This is a genomic window from Mycobacterium sp. OAS707 (assembly GCF_014873705.1).
Taxonomy (GTDB): Bacteria; Actinomycetota; Actinomycetes; order Mycobacteriales; family Mycobacteriaceae; genus Mycobacterium.
Genome location: NZ_JADBDS010000001.1, coordinates 1498635 through 1516641, shown reverse-complemented (window position 1 = coordinate 1516641; position 18007 = coordinate 1498635). Strand labels below are relative to the sequence as shown.

Genomic DNA, 18007 nt, shown 5'->3' with positions numbered 1-18007 from the left:
AGTGCGGCGCGCAATAAGTGCAATCTCGCGTTAAGAGGGGAGCGGGTTCGCCGCCCAGAGGTCCGAAATCGACAGGCCCGCATGGCCGAGTAGTCGTCGCGTCAGCGGCAGGCCGATGCCGATCACCGCCGACGGGTCGCCCTCCACGCCATCGATGAACCAGCCACCGAGCCCGTCGAGGGTGAAACCGCCAGCCACTGCGAGCGGTTCGTCGCGGGCCACATACGCGTCCAGATCAGCGGGTGAGGGCACGCCGAAGTTGACTGTCGTGCAGACCGCGTCGGCGGCGCGATACGTAACCTTGTTGCCTGACAACCGAATAACGCAATGCCCGGTATAGAGCTGGCCGGACTTGCCTGCCATCCGCTGCCAGCCCTCACGCGCCGCGTCCGCAGTCGCGGGCTTACCCAACAGCTCCCCGTCGCGATACAGCATCGAATCACAGCCGATCACAACGCAATCGGCGCCAACCTCCGGATCAAGTACATGTGCGACAGCATCCGCCTTCGCAGTGGCCAACGCCGTCGTCACATCGCCTGGCGTCGCCAATGGATCGAGATCCGCGACGACGGCGTCCTCGTCCACCCCGGAGACGATGACCAGCGGATCGATTCCCGCCTGGCGCAACACCTTACGACGGCCTGGTGAGGCCGACGCAAGCACCAAGCGGGTCATTTCCGCATGTGTGTCCGCTCCAGCAGCGTCACCCGCTGCCAGCTGAAGGTTGCATAGCGCAGCCGGTCCACCGGATGGCCCCACAGGTTCTGCTCGGCTTCCCGCGGCTCGGGCGGGGTGCCCGAACCACTGGCCAGCACGGCGATCACCGCGGCCAACTCCTCAGCGGTCGGCTCGCCCTTGACCACCTTGATGTGCGGGTCATGCGCGTGCGGATCGGTGGCCACAACTTCGTTTTCGTCGCTCACAGTTGCTGAATCGTTCGCTCGGCTCACAGTGGAATGTTCCCGTGCTTCTTCGGCGGAATCTGAGTGATCTTGCGCTCCAGCAGTCGCAGCGCCGTGGCGACGTAGCCACGGGTATGCGACGGCGGGATCACCGCGTCGACGTAACCACGCTCGGCGGCGATGTACGGGTTCACCAAGGTGTCCTCGTAGTCCTGTTGCAGCTTCAAGCGAAGCGCATCGACGTCCTCGCCGTTCTTGGCGGCCTCCGTCAGCTGCTGGCGATACACGAACCCGACAGCGCCCGACGCGCCCATGACGGCGATCTGGGCCGTCGGCCATGCCACCACGACGTCGGCACCCATGTCCTTGGACCCCATCACGCAGTACGCGCCGCCGTAGGACTTGCGGGTGATGACGGTGACCTTCGCGACCGTGGCCTCACCGTAGGCGTACAGCAGCTTCGCGCCGCGGCGGATGATGCCGTTGTATTCCTGGTCGGTGCCCGGCAGGAAGCCCGGCACGTCCACCAGCAGCACGATCGGGATGTTGAAGCAGTCGCAGGTGCGGATGAACCTGGCGGCCTTCTCCGAGGCGTTGATGTCCAGGCAGCCGGCGAACTGTGTCGGCTGGTTGGCGACGATGCCGACCGTGCGGCCCTCGACCCGGCCGAACCCGACCACGATGTTGGTCGCGTAACCGGCCTGCACCTCGAGGAACTCGTCGTCGTCGAGGATGCGGGTGATCACCTCGTGCATGTCGTACGGCTGGTTCGGCGAATCCGGAATCAGCGTGTCGAGTTCGAGGTCCTCGTCGTTCAGGTTCTCTTCGATACCGCCGGAAGGCACCGGCACGTTGTAGCGCGGCGGATCGGCGTAGTTGTTGCTCGGCAGATAGCTCAGCAGCTCACGGACGTACTCCAGGGCGTCCTGCTCACCGGAAGCGACGTAGTGCACGGTGCCCGACTTGGCCATGTGCGTGTGCGCGCCACCGAGCTCCTCCATCGTGACGTCCTCACCGGTGACCGTCTTGATGACGTCGGGTCCGGTGATGAACATCTGGCTGGACTTGTCGACCATGATGACGAAGTCGGTCAGCGCGGGGGAGTACACGTGGCCACCGGCCGCGGCACCCATGATCAGCGAGATCTGGGGGATAACCCCGGAGGCCAGGATGTTGTTGCGGAAGATACGGCTGTACAGGCCGAGCGAGACCACGCCCTCCTGAATGCGGGCGCCCGCGCCGTCGTTGATGCCGATCAGTGGCCGGCCGGTCTTGATGGCGAGTTCCTGGACCTTGACGATCTTTTCGCCGTACACCTCGCCGAGGCTGCCGCCGAACACCGTCGCGTCCTGGCTGAAGATGCAGACCTCGCGACCGTCGATGGTGCCGTAACCGGTCACCACGCCGTCACCGAGGGGACGCTTGTCCTGCAGGCCGAAGTTGGTGCTGCGGTGCCGCGCCAGCGCATCGAGTTCGACGAACGAGTCCTCGTCCAGCAGCGCAAGGATGCGCTCGCGAGCAGTCAGCTTGCCCTTGGCGTGGGTCTTCTCGACTGCAGCCTCACCGACCGGGTGCAGAGTCTCTTCGGTCCGCTTGCGCAGGTCTGCCAGCTTGCCCGCGGTCGTGTGGATATCGATCTCGTGCTCTGCCGCAGCCTCAGCCCGATGCTCGGAAACGCTCGTCATGGTGCTGATGTTAACGAACGCCCTTAAAGTCTTCTTAGGCAGGCTTGCGCGCCGTGGCGACGGTTTAGCCGGACGCGTTCTTCAGAGTCGTTTCGGAGACCTTGGCGCTCGCCGACAGCGACCCGCTGCCGTAGCCGACATGAGGCTTGCGCAGGATGACCACGACGAAGCTCGCCAGGTATGGCACCGGGTGACGGTGCAGCAGCTTCATCTTGAGGCGTTCGAGCGCGTGCAGCGGCGGAAGCCGGCGGTAGTAACCATGCCCGAAGGTCGCGTTGATGCGCTCGACCTCGAAGCCCACACTCTCGTAACGCTTAGCGGTACGCCGCGACGGGCCGAGGCACCAGCGGTAGTAGGCGGGGAACTTCTGCTGCTTGGGGTCGGAAATCCGCCACGGCTGGAAAACCTGGACCAGCGCCCGGGCCTGCTTCTCCGGGATCAGGTGGTTGACCAGAATCGGCAGGCTGTGCAGCGTCGGGAAGAAATGCACCGAAAGGCCGCCTGGGCGCAGGAGTTTGAAGCAGTTCTGGTGGAACGTGACCGGGTCCGGCAGGTGCTCGCACAACATCTTCGAGAACACGAGGTCGTATTGATTGTGGCCGTCCTCGATCGGCTGGCAAAGGTCGGCCACCCTGGTCTCGACATTGCCTTCGCTCTTGTCGAGCTCGGTCGCTGAGATGTCGAGCACCACTCGTTGCTGTACGAAATCCCACTTGGACTCGGCGACGATCGGATTGGCACCGCCTCCGAGCTCCGCGACAGCCTTGACGCCCTCCCGCTTGGCAAGGTCGACGAGTAGGTCCTCGTAGCCGTTCCACAGCTCATCGATGTCTTGGTAGACAACGTTGCCGCCGGGCTTGCCCATATGCGCACTCCAATAAGGTCGTAGGGCTTGTCGCGTCAAATTGTAATGATCGTCAATGGTAGCGGGCGCCATTTGCTGTGGCGTATTTGCCGGTTAGTTGCCTAGCAAAGAAACTTAATTGCCAGACTCCCGAGGCTAGCACGCCGGACTTGCAATGACCTTGCTCTCCCGCTGGAAGAAACTGCGGGCCGACGCGCACACAGGTGGCTAACACACGCGCCATTGAATCCACGATAACCCGTAACTTGATGGGTGCGCAAAAGCAGCTTTCGGCCAGCGCACCGCGGGACTCCGCTCGACGTGATGTTGGCAGGTGGGCAAACGTCTGGCAGTTGCGTTCACCGCATGACAGATTCCCAATCCATCGTCATTGACGACGGCTGCGTCCGTGCGCGCCTGCAAAATTTACCTCACCGTCAAGCTAAGAACTCATCCGTAGCGGCGAGCAGCAGTCGGCCCCGTCAACTCCGTCATCGCGCCCAGTCCAGTGCGCCAGGCGTTCGGTGGGCGAACAACGCACCAGCCCGAATTCTATTCGCAACCGGCCCGTTTTGCCCAGGTGTACGGGTGTGAGTGACGCTGCCGCACGACGTGCTCGTAACGGTCGCGAAGCGGCAGTTGGGGACGGCGTCTCGGTAGACCGAAACTCGCAATCCGCCATTTGCCGGGATTTGCCGTGGCGATCTTTGGCACGGGTTGTGAGTACGGTACGTTTGCAGTTCTAATGGAGTCGTCGGGCACGCTCTCCGGCCCGGCCGACTCCCGTCCGTCGTCCGCACAGCCTTTCAAGGGGATTACCAGCGTGCAACCAGATCGCAGGTACGACGGTGTCGACGGCCCGAAGGTGGCGATCGCCCACGACTACCTCACGCAGTTGGGCGGCGCCGAGAAGATGGTTCTTTCGATGAGCCGGGCCTTCCCGAACGCACCGATTTACACGTTGCTATACGACCCGGCGACGACTTATCCGGAATTTGCCGAACGCGACATTCGGGTTTCGGCGGCGAACAAGATCGGGCCGTTGCGCAAACACCATCGGCTCGGACTGCCCATTTGGCCTGCGTTCGCCCAGTCGATGTTCGTCGATGCCGACGTGGTCCTCACCAGCAGCAGCGGATGGGCCCATGGCTTCCGCACCAGGGGACGCAAGCTCGTCTATTGCTACTCTCCCGCGCGCTGGCTCTACCTGCCGGACAAGTACCTCGGTGAGGACGCCAGCTTCGCCAAGCGCGTCGGCCTCGCCGCAACGAGCCCATACCTCAAGGCGTGGGATCGGCGCATGGCGCGCTCTGCCGACAAGTATCTGGCGATCTCGACGCTGATCAAGGGACGCATCACCGAGGCATACGGCATCGAGTCCGAGCTGGTCTTTGGTCCCGCCGAAACGGCGAATCTTGCTGCAGCCGAGACGATTCCAGCCCTCAATGGCACCGGCGCGGAGAACGGCGGCTTCTACCTGTGCGTCTCCCGGCTGCTGCCGTACAAGAACGTCGACGTCATCATCCGGGCTTTCGCGGACACCGACCGCAAACTGGTGGTGGTTGGCCGTGGACCCGAGGCCGAAAGGCTGCGCGGCATCAAGACGCCGAACGTGCTGATGCTCTCGGACCTCACCGACGGTCAGATCTCGTGGTTGTACGAGAACTGCCAAGCGCTCATCGCGGCCAGCTACGAGGACTTCGGTTTGACGCCGATCGAAGCGGGGCTGCGCGGCCGGCCCACCGTCGCACTGCGCTGGGGCGGGTTCCTGGACACCGTCGACGAAGGCCTGTCCGGGGTGTACTTCGACGAGCCGGAGCCCAAGGCCATCGCCGAGGCGATCGACCGGTTCGAGCAGATGCAGTTCGATCCGGACAAGATCCGACGTCACGTGGAGCAGTTCAGTGAAGAGCATTTCGCCGAGCGGCTCTACGGCATCGTGAACGAATTGGCCGGCGACTGATGTCGATTGTCGGCGCGAGCAGCACGGCGCTGATCACCGGTATCACCGGGCAGGACGGCTACTACCTGTCGCAGTTGTTGCAGCGCAACGGCTTCGACGTGCACGGCGTTCCGCGCGACGCCTTGACCGATGTCCCTGCACTCACCGCGTTGATGACCACTGTCAAGCCGGACGTCGTCTTTCACCTCGCCGCCGTTTCCTCTGTTGCCGCGTCATGGCAGGACCCGGCGACGACGACGCGGGTGAACTCGCTTGCCACCGCCGCCCTTCTCGATGCGTGCATTGTTGCGCAGGATCGCACGGCCAGACGGATCGCGATGGTCAATGCGTCGAGTTGCGAGATCTTCGCAGGCGCCGACACGTCGCCGCAGACCGAAGAGACCCCGCTGAGGCCGATCTCAACCTATGGCGCGTCCAAGGCGTTCGGCCACATGTTGTGTCAGGTCTACCGCGACAAGGGACTCGACGTCTGCAACGCGATCCTCTACAACCACGAATCACCGCGCCGCCCAGAGCGATTCGTGACTCGCAAGATCACGAAGGCAGTGGCCGCGATCGCCGCGGGACGCCAGGACCGGCTCGTGCTCGGTGACCTCGGTGTCGAGCGCGACTGGGGCTGGGCGCCCGACTATGTCGACGCCATGTATCGAATGGCGCTGCACGGCAAGGGCGACGACTACATCGTCGCCACCGGTGTGTCCCACTCGGTCCGCGACTTCGTCGCCGCGGCGTTCTGTGCCGCAGGTATTCCTGACTGGCAGGCATACGTCGAGACCGATGCCGCATTTCTGCGTCCTCGCGAGGGCGCCGCGGTCGTCGGCGATGCCACCAAGGCGGGCGACGTCCTCGGCTGGCGCCCGACCACTGACTTCGACGAAATCGTCAAGGCGATGGTGATTTCCGATTTACGACAGGAGCAGGCACATGTGGAAAGAACCTCAGAAGGCGGATCCCGCGGACATAGCTCGCAAGCTCGAGGTCGCTCCTGATCTGACGATCGTCCCAGGGCCGGTCATCCAGCTCTCCGAAGACGGCGAGAAGCTCGTCGGCTACAAGATGCAGGACATCAGCCTGCCCCGGAAGGTACGTAACCGCCTCGCCACGCTGCTGTACAACATGTTCGTCACCTACATCCCGTCGCACACCGTGCGGTTGGGCTTCCTGCGACTGGCAGGCGCCAAGATCGGCAAGGGGTCGTCGATCATGCGGACCACGACGATCCTCGATCCCGAGTTCTTGAGGATCGGGGAGAACAGCACTATCGGCATGCGGTGCATGATCGACGCGCGCGCCAGCGTGTGGATCGGCGACAACGTCACGCTCGCCAGCGACGTGCACGTCGTCGGCGGCGGCCACGACATCAACCAGCCCGACTTCCTGCCGATCCCGGGCATCCCGACCGTCATATGCGACTACGTCTGGATCGCCAGCAGGGCAATGACGTTGCCGTGCATACTCAATCGGGGCGCGGTCGTGGCGGCGCACTCACTGGTCACCAAGGACGTCGGTGAATGCGAGGTCGTCGGCGGTGTGCCTGCCAAGGTGATCGGCAAGCGGGATCCGGAGGCGCTCAAATACAGCGCCAGCTATCGGCCGCTGTTCCACTGATGGCCGACCTCAAGGACTATCGGCTGGTTTTCGTCGCGCCCGCGCGTGGCAAGACCGCGGTCGGCGACTATTCCGAAGACTTCATCACGCCGGTTCGCCGGCATTTCGGTGAGGTGGTGGAGGTCAGGTGCGGGTCGCCTGGCGAGGACGGGGTAGCCGAGGCCAGGCGTGCCCGAAAGGAAGTCAGGGAGGCCGTCGCCACCGCACCGCAGGGCCGCGTGTTGGTACACGCCGAGTTGGCGGCCGGCGGGTTTGTGCCGTTCTGGTCGATCGTGGGCCTACCAGGTGTGCCGGTGACAGCGACCATTCACGATCCGCCCCAAGGGGTTTGGTGGCCGTGGTCGGCACGATTCCTGCACCGCAGCCGCCTGATCTTCCACGGTGTGCACTTCACATCGCAGAAACTGACCACAGCGCTGGAGGGCCGGGTTTACACCGGCCGCACGCTCGTCGCGCTCACCGAAACGGGCAGGCGGTCCATCGAAGAGCGCTACCCCCGCCTGTCCGCTGTGCACATCCCGCACATCGTGCGCGACCGCCCGACGATCCGGCCCGTCCAGGAGCGCCCGAAAGCCATCGGCTTCTTCGGACATGTCTACCGCGGCAAGGGATTCGAGCAGATCGAAGGTATTCGCAGGCACCTGCCCGATGACATATTGATTCGGATCGCAGGCCGCGGCACCGAGGCGCTGCCGCGGCAGGACGGAATCGAAGTCCTCGGCGCCGTCGACGGTCCCCAAGAGGACGCGTTCTTCGAGTCCGTCCGCGCGATCGTGGTGCCCTACGGCAAGCGGCACTGGCAGGACGTGACGTATCCCGCGTCGGGTGTGGTGGCACACGCCATGGCCTACCGCACGCCGATCGTGACCACCGGCTACGGCGCTTTGGCTGAACTGGACACAAAAGCCGGAGCCGTCGTCGTGCCGGTCGACCATTCGCAACCAGAAACCGTCGCAACGGAATTGGCGCGCTCAATCGAGCAGCTGGTCAATGATCAGGCGAGGCTGACGGAGCTCGGCGAGTATTCCGAGAAGACGCGACAGGACCGCTCAGGACCGCGCACGGCAGAGGCGTTCGCCGCGCTGTGGACGCGAATCCTCGCGCAGCCGAACTGAGTTACTCGGGATCGATTTCGTACTTACGGATCGCGGCGTCGAGTTGCTCGGGGCTGAAGTCCTTGAGAGAGGTGATCACGGCCATCCGGCCGCCGACGAGGCGGTCGATGTTCGCGAACTCATTGATCACGTGATATGGCGGCCGGTCGCCGTAATCGTCCATCGCGATCGTCCAGCCGCGCTCGTTCTGCAGCATGCGAATCGACTTGAGCACGCAGGCAACGCGGAACCGCCCGTCCACCAACACGAAATCGGGGGTGCGGCCGCCCTCGAGGCATTCGGCCGGGGGATCGGAGTAGCGCCGGAACTTCTCCAGCCTCTTCGGCGACGGATCGCGCAAGCCGATGGGACGACCCCAATGGCCGGTCAATCCGATGTCGCCGTAGCGGTACGTCTGGCCGGTCGGCCGCTCCAGCCCAGCGCTGCTGATCTTCTTGCGGACGCTCTTCAAGAAGAACGGGTCCGAGTCGACGGCGATGAATTCGATGCCGTGTTTCGCGGCCAAATACGTGGAGCCGCCGGTACCGAATTCCAGGTAGCGCTTCGAGCCCTTAAGTGTCTCGAGGAAAAAGGCGAGACCTTCGTCGCCCTTGCCGTCGGTGCCGTAAAAAAACGGACTATCGGGGACAGGGAAGTCCATAACCCGCTGCAGAACGAGAAATTTCAGGGTCCCAGCAATACTCACGCGTTACTCCCGCAGAAGGCGAACGATGGTCGGCACAGCCTACTCGATAGGCCCGGTGGTCGCCCGCAGGGGCCGGGTATCGGCCGGGCGCAGGGAAGATCGCGATAATCGGCCATGCCAATCCGAGCCGCGGGCGCGTTTTGCGATCATGCCGCGAAGGCGCGCAGGCAGACTCCCAGCAACTTCATGTCGACATTCGTGGCCAGGGCAAATGGGGTGAACGACTGTGCCCGGCTTGTCACCATGGCGAGTTTGCGGTTCCATCTAGTTCGGAAAAAATAATCCGCTATCGCCACGCGGCCGCAGAAAACGGCCGCACCGCCACTCAAAGGGATTGTCAGCTTGATATCAGCTTGCAAACAGGGGGCCTGAGCTGACCGCGCCAGAAGCGGGCACCCGCCGGTCCGTCAAGACGCTGATGTCGCTGATGTTCGTCTACGGCGGCCGCGCCGCGGGTCTGCTGTGGACGCTGGCGATGATCCACCAGCTGGGCATCAGCCAGTACGGCTTGTACAGCCTGGGGTTCGCGGTCACGTCGGTGCTGGGGCAGACCCTGAACAACCCGTACGTGGTGCGTGCCGCTCGCGAACCGGAGGAGGACTTCGTCCGGGAGCGCGCCAGCCGATATCTGCTCGGTGTCGCGCTGATGGTGATCGCACAGGTCTTCCTGCCGATCAACTACATCCTCTGGTTCGGCATCCTCGCGGCCGGAGGCGAGCTGTGTGTGGGTGCCTACAAGGCGCGCGCACTGCGCGAAGGAGACCCCCACCGCACCTCTCGGATCGACACCAGCCGGCAGATCGGCAGCGTCGTGGCCGGCTGCGCCTACCTGTTCGGTGCGCATCTGTTTTCGGCAGACGGACCCAACTTGTTCGGTGCGAGCATCGCCTACTGCATCCCCTATGTGGTGATCGCAGTGCTGGCCGCCGTCACCGTCCGCGGCCACCGCCCCCAGTGGCCTGGGCCGATTCGGACGATCCTGGTGCTCTCGGGCGAGATGCTGGGCACCGCGGCCTTCCTTCAGGGTGACATCCTGCTTCTGGGTTGGCTCACCGACACCACCGTCGTCGGGTACTACAACCTGACGTGGGTGCTCGCCTCGGCCATCGGCTATGTCGGCCAAGCCTTCGGCGCGACGTATACCCAGCCCCTGCGCGACAGCGGTGGCGATGTGAAGACGGGGCCGCCGCTGCGCCTCACTGTCGCAATAGGTTTGGCGGGCGGCGTGATCGTGCTGATCACCGGGATCGTGTTGTTGTTCACGCCGGTTCCGCGTCAACTCGCGATCGCGATGATTGTGATGTCGGCATACGCCACGTTCCGCACGATCATCATGGTCTTCACCTTCATTCTCTATGCCCAGCGGCGAGACGTGATCCGGCTGACCTCCGTGATCGGTTTGGTGCCAGTCAAATTCGGCATCCTGGCCGCATTGGCATCACCCCTTGGCGCGGTCGGGGCCGCGATCGCGACGTCCGTGAGCGACCTCCTGCTGTTGGTGATCTTCACGATGGCGATCTACGGGGGGAGGTGGAATGCCAAGAGCGACGTTCCTGTTGTCGAAGGACCCGGTGACCGAGAGGGCGGGTGACGTCGAACTCGGCAGGCTGATGATGCAGCTCGCCTCCGATGCCTACGACGTGTCGGCGGTGTGCCTGTCCAGCGAGGTGGGTCCGGCGGAGCTGCCCGGCGGCATTGCCGTTACGCGGATCCCCAAGCCGAAGGTGCAACCCGTGCAACTGCTCGCCGACGCCGTTCGCAAGCGTCGCAGCCTCGTTCACGTCCGCTTCGACACCGCGCCTCTGGTGGCCGCGATCGACGCCGCCGACTCCGACGTCTTCGTCGCCGAGCACAGCTATATGGCCGAATCTTTCTTGCGCAGCAACAAATTTCGTAGTGCGCGGCTGATCGTCAACACGAACGTCAGCGAGGCGCTGGTGTGGCGGGCGAGTCGAGGTGCGCTCGGTCGGCTGGAGGCGCCGCGGCTGCGACGAGATGAAGTGCGCGTCGCCCGCGCCGCCGACGCCGTCGGCACCTATGACGAACCGGAGGCCGAGTTCTACCGGGCCAATGGGGTGCCGCGTGCTCGCTGGCTCGACCTGACACTTCCGCCGGTCGAGCCCGTGAACGTCTCGACGTCGCCGCGCCGGTTGGTTTTCATGGGCCTGCGTGACTGGCCGCCGAACCAAGAGGCGTTTTTGTATGCCTTGCGGCTGTGGCCGCGCATCGCGGCGGGCATTCCCGACGCGGAGTTGTGTGTGATCGGGAAGAAGAAGCCCGGCGCCGCGGACCCGGTCTATCCCGAAGGGGTGCGCGACCTCGGATTCGTGGACGACCTAGGGGAGTTCCTCGGGACCTGCCGAGCGTTGGTGGCCCCGATCAAGACCGGCGGCGGTGTGCGCGTCAAGATCCTCGACTCGCTGCGGATGGGGTTGCCTGTCGTTGGCACCAGCGCGGCCGTCGGTGACCTCGGCTCGCTCTTCGGCCTGCAAACCTTCGACGACGACGACGGTTTCGTCGACGAATGCCGTCGGTACCTTCTCGACAAGCAGGCCGCAGTCGAGGCCGCCGGCCGGCTGTACGAAATCAACAAGCGGCGCTGGGAGGAGCGACGGCCGCATCGCGCGGTCGAAGCGCTGCTGCGCGCCGAGGCCGTCGCCGCCTGATCAGGTGAGGACCACCTTGACGCCGGTAAACGGCGCCCAGGTGATGTAGCCGTGTTCGAAATCCATTCTGGCGGTTCCACTTTGAGGCGCATACTTGTCGCTGGTCGCCAGCCCGAGTGCGGGCACGTAGGCCGCGGCCATCTGGCCGTCGAGCCAGTGCGCCCCGGTTGCTTGGGACCACCACGCCTTGATGCCGCTCTCGAACTCCTGCATCCCGTTGGCGAACTGGGTGGTCGGCGCCACCTTCTTGGGTATCAGCAACTGCGCGATCTGCGTCGGTGAGGTGATGAACATGCTGGCCTTCGGGGTTTCGTAAAGCGTGCTCACAGAACGCATTTGCGCCCACACGGTCGGCGTTGCCCGGAACACGGGACTCAGCACCTCACCCAGATCAGGGCTGGTCTGCTTGGCGAACCTGGTGAACTCCAAGGACTTACCGGGCGCAAACAACATGACCTGCTGAGCCGGCTTGGGGGTCCAGTCGCTGTGGTAAACACCAAAGGTGTCCTGCGCGTCGGTGCTACCCGTCGCCCGATCGCGCGTCGTGTAGATCAACACCGGTCCGGTGTAGGGCATTTCCTGCCATTTGAGCAGCACGTCCTTGATGAATGCGCCTTGATCGGCCTCACTGACCTTCGACGTCGGTTGGCCGTATTCGGTGCACCAGATCTTTTTGGCGCTGTCGCCATTGGCGACCATCGCCTGGCGCATACCCATCAGCTGGTTTACCGGCGAATTGGCGACGGGAACGCCGTCGGAGAACTTCAGCGTGTAGTGGTACGGATGAAATGACAGCGCATCGAAATAGTCCTTGGCGCCCGCGGCGTACATCTCACTGACAAAGCGGACCGGATTGATGGTCGCGCTTCCGAAGTCGATGACCGCGCCCAGTACACCGCCGATGATCGTGACCGACGGATCGACCGCCTTGATTTTTGGATACGCCGCCTTGAGTAGATCGGTGTAGCCGGCCGGATCAGGGGTGGGGGTGTAGAAGGTGATCGCGTTGGGCTCATTCCAGATTTCGTATGCCGCGATCTTGCCCTGATAACGCTGGGCCACTTTCGCGGCGAAGTCCGCATACACATCGGGTGATGCCGGCCGACCGCTGAGTGGTCGGCCACCTGGCGCCACCGCCCACGATGGAGTCGAGTTGATGAATCCCATGACGGCCAGGTTCTTCGCCACTGCGGCATTGACGACCTTGTCGACGTTGGCCCAATTCAGCGTGCCTCCGCGAATGGGTTCCACCCCGGCCCACGGGATCATCACCCGTACCGTGTCGACTTTGGTCAACGCCCACTTCGCGGCCGTTTTGTCGACATCGGCCTGCGTCATGCCGTAAGTGTCGGCATCCGCAAAACCGATTGTTGTCGGCAGCGGATTAATTGCTGCGGCGTCAATAACATTCACCTGCCGGGGTTTGCCCGACGGCATTACCACGGCAATTGCGGTTACGCAGATAATCGCAATTGCCACAGCGATGGTGACCGTAAAGAAGGTGCGGTGAGAACCCCAATAATGCGCGCGTCGCACGAGTATGTCTCCAAGTCTTGTTGGCGAGGAGTGACGGTGGATTCCGATCTTGATTCACGGCAAGTTTGGGTCATCCACCAGCAATTTCACAGCTTCTGTGCCGTCGGGCGTGTCGCAAAAGAATGCGGCGACGGGCGCATCCGTATTGCCGACGCATACCAACTGCATTTCTAGCAAATTCGGGATCATTGACTGGAATCTGTAAATCCGCTTTGCGGGGTCTTGTCACAGTTTCCTCGGCAGTCACGCTGTTAACATTTGCGCCATTTCGGCGGCAACCGCATCCGCCACACGGCCGCAAAAAATTCGGCCCCGCCAGCACATGCGGTGAAGACAGGCGAGAACCGATACGATGCGTGACAGCGCAACCAGCTACAGCAACCACCGACCCCGAGGGGGACGCGCCGATGGCCGGCCGTAAGCGAGACGTGATTCTCTACGAGCTCAACGAAGTGCCCTGGAGCATCGTCGACTACTACGTACAGCGTCGTCCGAAGTCGAATTTCGCGGCGCTGCTGGACAACGGACAGTCACTGACGACGCGGCATTCCGACGACCCGAAGTTGCAGGGTCTGCAGCCGTGGCGCACGTGGCCGTCGCTTCACAATTCGACGTACGACCACAATTCCTTTGACCTGGGCCAGGATCCGGCCACCTTCCGCGGCGATCCGATCTGGGACGTGGCCGAGCGCGCGGGGCTGAGTGTCGGTCTGTTCGGGCCGCTGCAAAGTTGGCCCGCACGTCAGTTCCGCCACGGCGGCTTCTACGTTCCGGACACTTTCAGCCAGGACAGCAAGACCTACCCGGAGTCGTTGAGCAGGTTTCAGGCGTTCAACTTGGCGATGACGGGCCAGAACGGCTTCTCGTCTGATGCCGCCCTTAATCCGAAGTCGCTCTTGGGGACTGGCGTCGATCTGCTGCGTCAGGGCCTCACCCCGCACTCAGCGACGACACTGGGCACCCATCTGGTTCGCGAGGTGCGCGACGAGCGCTACAAGCAGCTTCGAGCCTCCATGCAGGTGTTGCCCAGCTTCGACCTGTACTGGCGACTGCATCGCAAGCATCAGCCGCGGCTGTCCATCTTCTTCACCAACCACGTCGCGAGCATGATGCACCGCTTCTGGGGTGACGCGGTGCCCGGCTACACCGACGAGCATGACTACACCGCCGACGAGGTGTACGGCAGCTTCATCCTGACGGCTATGGACTTCACCGATCGCCACCTGGGCCGTATCCGCAAATACCTGGCGTCGCACCAAGATTCGATGCTGGTACTGGCCGCGAGCATGGGGCAGGGGCCGGTCGATCCGCGGTTCACCGACATCGGCCTTTTCGTCCTCGACGAACACGACAAGCTGGTGTCGCGGCTGGGGCTGCCACCCGCCGAGCTTGGCCTGACGATGTACCCACACCTGTCGTTGGTGTTCGCAGACGAGGCGCAGGCGCAGGCCGCGATCAAGCCGCTCGAGTCCGTGGTGGTCGAAGGCATCGGGCAGTTGTTCGGCCGGTTCCGGGTGGAAGGCCGCACGGTGACGTTCGGCATCGCCAACGTGATCGACAATCCGGTCGACCAGCAGGAGCTGTCGTTGCCGGTGCATTTCCGCCCTGCCGGCGCCGAAAGCGACGTGACCGCAAGCCCTGCGGATCTCGGCTTCATCATCCGGTCGCGGGTCGGTGGCGACAACACCGCTTACCACATCCCCGAGGGCATCATGCTGGCCTATGGAGCGGGCGTGACCCGCGATCCGTCGCGCAAGGAGGTCGACGTCCTGGACGTCGCTCCCTCGCTGCTGGCCAACGTGCTCGGTGTCGAACCCGCGGCCTCGATGCAGGGCTTGCCCAGCCTCTTCGACTGAACGGCGTAGCGGTAGCCGGCCGCGCTATCGGGCGCCGGCAGGCACCGGCTGCGTCGGCGCTGCGGCCGGTGGCCCGGCGGCGGTTTCGCGAGGCGCCGCTTCGTCTTTCGCCAATCTGCGCGATTGGTCGACGTAGACCATAAACGCCAGGAACATCGCGAACTGCAATGCCATCACCGGCATGTCGACGACCGACTGAGCCAAATTCATATAAACGACGGCTGTGCCGATGAAGACACCGCCGAAAACGGCATTCGGTAGCGATGGGGAGCGCATCGCGCGGTACCCCAAGAAACAGCCGATAAGGAGGATGGTGACAAACACCAGGCCGGTGATGATGCCGCCTCGATAGACCGTCAAAAGCGGTGCATTCGACACGTAGTTGAGCGACTGGGCCGCTTGTCCACTGCGGAATTCGGGTCGATCCCAGCCCAGGCCGAAAACCCAATGTCCGGACAGTTGGTGCGGGAAATTGTGCAGCGCCGCCACGCGGTCCGATCGGCCTTTGTCTTCGCTGGCGAACGACGCGAGGATGCGGTCGCGGATCATCGGGGTGAGGAACGCGGCGGCGGCGCCGACGGCCACCACGCCTATCGCGACCTGGCGATCGCGCGCCCGCATGCTGTGGAACAGGAACACCAGCACGAGCCCGGCGGCCACGCTGAACAGGGTGGCCCTACTCAAGGTGAGCAGCATGGCCGCGAACAGGATCACCGACAGTGACACGCGGATCCAGCCGCGGAACAGGACGAGACACATCACCAAGGCGATCGTCAGGCAGAAGCCCGCGCTGTTCGGCAGCACCCAGGTGCCGCCGAGCCGGATCGTCTTGCCGACCACGCCTGAGCCCTCATCGGAGTAGACGTAGAGCGCGGTGTTCTGACGCAGTTCGGCGCCCACGCCGTAGCCGAATACCTTGAGTGGTTTCAGGATGCGTTGTTGCTGGTCAACGGTGGCCATGGCGATGCCGGCGAGGGCGTTGACCGAGGCCGACACCACGAAAACCCGCCCGAATTTGGCCAGGTTTTCCCGCGACAGCCGCAGCAGCGCCACGACCAGCAGGGTGGCGATGGCCCACCTGGTGAACGACATCAAGCTGAACAGTGAGATACCGGTGGCGATCACCGAGATGCCCGACGCGAGAACCAACAGCAACACCGCAACTTCGAGCCTGTTGAGCGAGCTGCGCTCGGTGGTATGAATCAGTACGGCGAGCAGAACCCCTGCAGCGAACAACAGATACATCGGCACGTGCACGCCGGGCAGGTATCCGAACGGGATTGCGCCCATCACGATGGCCAGGCCCCAGAAGAGCCACAGCGGGTGCCGCAAACCGACGTAGACCCCGACGACGAACGCTAGGAGGGCCACCAGGCCAAAGGTCGGCATCCTGCCTTGGCTGATGACCGCCCAGACCCCTGCGGGGACTGCAGCAACCGTTGCGACGGCTAACATGTATTTGCCGAGCAGATTCCAGCGGGGCTTCACGGGGTCTATGGTGTCAGGTCGAGCGACGCGACACCAGCTTGCCCCAAGAAGTTCATAGGCGCCGCGGGCGCGACAACCCGATACCCTAGTCATTGTTTGCCGAGTTTCTCGAAAGGGCTGATCTTGGAGATCATGGATTACCTGCGCATATTTCGCAGGTACTGGTGGCTGGTAGTAGTCCTGACGATCGTCGGCACCGCCGCCGGCTACATAACGACGCTTTTTCTGACGCCCGAATATTCATCCACCGCCCGGCTGTTCGTGGCAACTCAGAACGGCACTTCGGTAACAGAGGCGTACCAGAACAATCTCTTTTCGCAGGAACGTGTGAATTCATATGCTGGCTTGGCCACCAGCGAACAAGTGGCAGCCCGAGCGGTCGATCAGCTCAAGGCGCCCATTTCGCCGGAGGACCTCCGCGCTGCGATCTCGGCCGCACCGGAAGGCAAGACCGTCCTGCTCGACGTCAGCGTCACCGACCCCAATCCCGCTCAGGCGCAGACCTACGCGAATGCCGTCGCCGATCAGCTCGTCGGCCTGGTCAGTGAACTCGAAACCTCACGCCGCGGTGGCAGCCCTGCCGCGGGCGTTGTCGTCGTCGACGAGGCGAGCTATCCGACCGAGGCCAACGGCCTCGGCTTCTGGACGATTCTGGGTCTTGGCGCCGCGGGTGGTCTGCTCGTCGGCATCATCGCCGCCGTCCTCTGGGGCATTTTCGACAAGCGCCTGCGCGGCCGGGAGTCGATCGAGGGGACCGCAGGAACGAACCTGATCGGCGCGCTGCCGGAAGACTCGGCCCGGCCCCGCGTCGAGGTCGTCGACCTGGACGGCAATGGGCTCTACGCGGAGCGTGTGCGTGAGCTGCGGACCAACCTTCGCTTCTCCGTGCCGCCAGGCGCTCAAGGCCCTGCGCGGACCGTGGCGATCACCAGCGCATCGAGCGATGAAGGCCGGACCACCACCGCGATCGACCTGGCGGCGGCGCTGGCCGAGTCGGGCCGCTCCGTCGTGCTGGTTGAAGGCGACCTGCGCAATCCGGTGCTCGCCGACCGGCTCACGCTCGAACCGCAGGCCCGGATCGGTGCGTCCGAGCGCGGCGTCAGCACGGTGCTCGCCGGTGAGCACGCACTGCCTCAGGTTCTGATCGGCGAGGTAGCCGTCGGCGCACATGCCATCGCGCTGCTGCCTGCTGGACCCAAGCCGCCGCGGCCCGGGGAGTTGTGGGCCAACGACCGGGCCGGTGCGCTGTTCGAAGATCTTGCGCGCGGATTCGACTACGTGATCGTCGATACGCCTCCGCTGGGCACCTACGCCGACGGCGCCAACGTCGGCGCGCTGTGCGACGGCGTCCTGGTGCTGTCCCGGATCGGCCGGACCACCAGTTCGGCCCTGCGTCGCGCCATCCAGACCCTGCAGGCTGCCAACGTTCGGATCCTCGGGCCGGTGGCGACCTTCGACCGGGTCGGCATGCTGAGCAAGCGTGCGCACCGCAAGCAGATCGAGCAGGACGCTGCAGGAAGCGGTGGCCCGCAGGGCGATGCGACCTCACGCGGCGGCGGTGGCGGCTCCGACGACACTGCCGTGATCACTTCCCAGGAAGGTCAGCTCGTCGGGTCGGGGAGCCCGCGGCGTCCCAGGGCTCGGCACGGAAGCAGCTGA

The 18007-nt window shown here is 64.0% G+C and carries 15 protein-coding genes; 8 read left to right on the top strand and 7 right to left on the bottom strand.

Annotation, left to right across the window (positions count from 1 at the left end):
• Positions 1–30: 30 nt before the first annotated feature.
• From GGC64_RS07475 to GGC64_RS07460, 4 genes are all read right to left on the bottom strand, one after another.
• Positions 31–675, bottom strand: coding sequence for a nucleoside triphosphate pyrophosphatase (locus GGC64_RS07475; protein ID WP_192721760.1), 645 nt, complete (start codon positions 673–675; stop codon positions 31–33).
• The gene (locus GGC64_RS07470; protein ID WP_192721759.1) at positions 672–950 is read right to left on the bottom strand and encodes an acyl-CoA carboxylase subunit epsilon; all 279 of its coding nucleotides are present in this window, start codon (positions 948–950) and stop codon (positions 672–674) included. Before GGC64_RS07470 ends, GGC64_RS07475 begins: the two co-directional genes overlap by 4 nt.
• Positions 947–2587, bottom strand: coding sequence for an acyl-CoA carboxylase subunit beta (locus tag GGC64_RS07465; protein WP_225951198.1), 1641 nt, complete (start codon positions 2585–2587; stop codon positions 947–949). The genes GGC64_RS07470 and GGC64_RS07465 overlap by 4 nt, the downstream gene beginning before the upstream one ends.
• Positions 2588–2651: 64 nt before the next feature.
• A complete protein-coding gene (locus GGC64_RS07460; RefSeq protein WP_192721758.1) occupies positions 2652–3452 on the bottom strand; it encodes a methyltransferase domain-containing protein in 801 nt (266 codons plus the stop codon).
• A gap of 802 nt (positions 3453–4254) precedes the next feature.
• On the opposite strand from GGC64_RS07460, the gene GGC64_RS07455 reads away from it, so the two are divergent.
• Genes GGC64_RS07455 through GGC64_RS07440 form a run of 4 tightly spaced genes read left to right on the top strand, consistent with a single transcriptional unit; the run spans position 4255 to position 8117 of the window.
• The gene (locus GGC64_RS07455; protein ID WP_369434942.1) at positions 4255–5394 is read left to right on the top strand and encodes a glycosyltransferase; all 1140 of its coding nucleotides are present in this window, start codon (positions 4255–4257) and stop codon (positions 5392–5394) included.
• Complete coding sequence (locus tag GGC64_RS07450; RefSeq protein WP_192721756.1) at positions 5394–6383, top strand: GDP-mannose 4,6-dehydratase; 990 nt, start codon at positions 5394–5396, stop codon at positions 6381–6383. The genes GGC64_RS07455 and GGC64_RS07450 overlap by 1 nt, the downstream gene beginning before the upstream one ends.
• Positions 6319–7002, top strand: a complete 684-nt coding sequence (locus GGC64_RS07445; protein ID WP_192721755.1) for an acyltransferase — start codon at positions 6319–6321, stop codon at positions 7000–7002. The genes GGC64_RS07450 and GGC64_RS07445 overlap by 65 nt, the downstream gene beginning before the upstream one ends.
• Positions 7002–8117: a glycosyltransferase gene (locus GGC64_RS07440; RefSeq protein ID WP_192721754.1), complete on the top strand. Its 1116-nt coding sequence runs from the start codon at positions 7002–7004 to the stop codon at positions 8115–8117. Before GGC64_RS07445 ends, GGC64_RS07440 begins: the two co-directional genes overlap by 1 nt.
• A gap of 1 nt (position 8118) precedes the next feature.
• On the opposite strand, the gene GGC64_RS07435 is transcribed toward GGC64_RS07440, so the two are convergent.
• Positions 8119–8757 (bottom strand): hypothetical protein, encoded by a 639-nt coding sequence (locus tag GGC64_RS07435; RefSeq protein ID WP_192721753.1) that lies wholly within the window; start codon positions 8755–8757, stop codon positions 8119–8121.
• 463 nt (positions 8758–9220) lie between these two features.
• Between GGC64_RS07435 and GGC64_RS07430 the strand changes: the two genes are divergently transcribed.
• Together GGC64_RS07430 and GGC64_RS07425 are read left to right on the top strand one after the other, a co-directional pair.
• Complete coding sequence (locus tag GGC64_RS07430) at positions 9221–10393, top strand: lipopolysaccharide biosynthesis protein (RefSeq protein ID WP_192721752.1); 1173 nt, start codon at positions 9221–9223, stop codon at positions 10391–10393.
• Positions 10338–11468, top strand: coding sequence for a glycosyltransferase (locus GGC64_RS07425; RefSeq protein ID WP_192721751.1), 1131 nt, complete (start codon positions 10338–10340; stop codon positions 11466–11468). Before GGC64_RS07430 ends, GGC64_RS07425 begins: the two co-directional genes overlap by 56 nt.
• Here GGC64_RS07425 and GGC64_RS07420 read toward each other — a convergent pair whose 3' ends face one another.
• On the bottom strand, positions 11469–12806 hold the full coding sequence (locus GGC64_RS07420; protein ID WP_225951197.1) for a cellulase family glycosylhydrolase: 1338 nt from the start codon (positions 12804–12806) through the stop codon (positions 11469–11471).
• 605 nt (positions 12807–13411) lie between these two features.
• Here GGC64_RS07420 and GGC64_RS07415 point away from each other — a divergent pair.
• Positions 13412–14860 (top strand): hypothetical protein, encoded by a 1449-nt coding sequence (locus GGC64_RS07415; RefSeq protein WP_192721750.1) that lies wholly within the window; start codon positions 13412–13414, stop codon positions 14858–14860.
• A 24-nt stretch (positions 14861–14884) separates the two neighbouring features.
• On the opposite strand, the gene GGC64_RS07410 is transcribed toward GGC64_RS07415, so the two are convergent.
• The gene (locus GGC64_RS07410; protein ID WP_192721749.1) at positions 14885–16348 is read right to left on the bottom strand and encodes an O-antigen ligase; all 1464 of its coding nucleotides are present in this window, start codon (positions 16346–16348) and stop codon (positions 14885–14887) included.
• Between the two features lie 96 nt (positions 16349–16444).
• Here GGC64_RS07410 and GGC64_RS07405 point away from each other — a divergent pair, with 96 nt between their 5' ends.
• Positions 16445–18007, top strand: coding sequence for a polysaccharide biosynthesis tyrosine autokinase (locus tag GGC64_RS07405; protein WP_225951196.1), 1563 nt, complete (start codon positions 16445–16447; stop codon positions 18005–18007).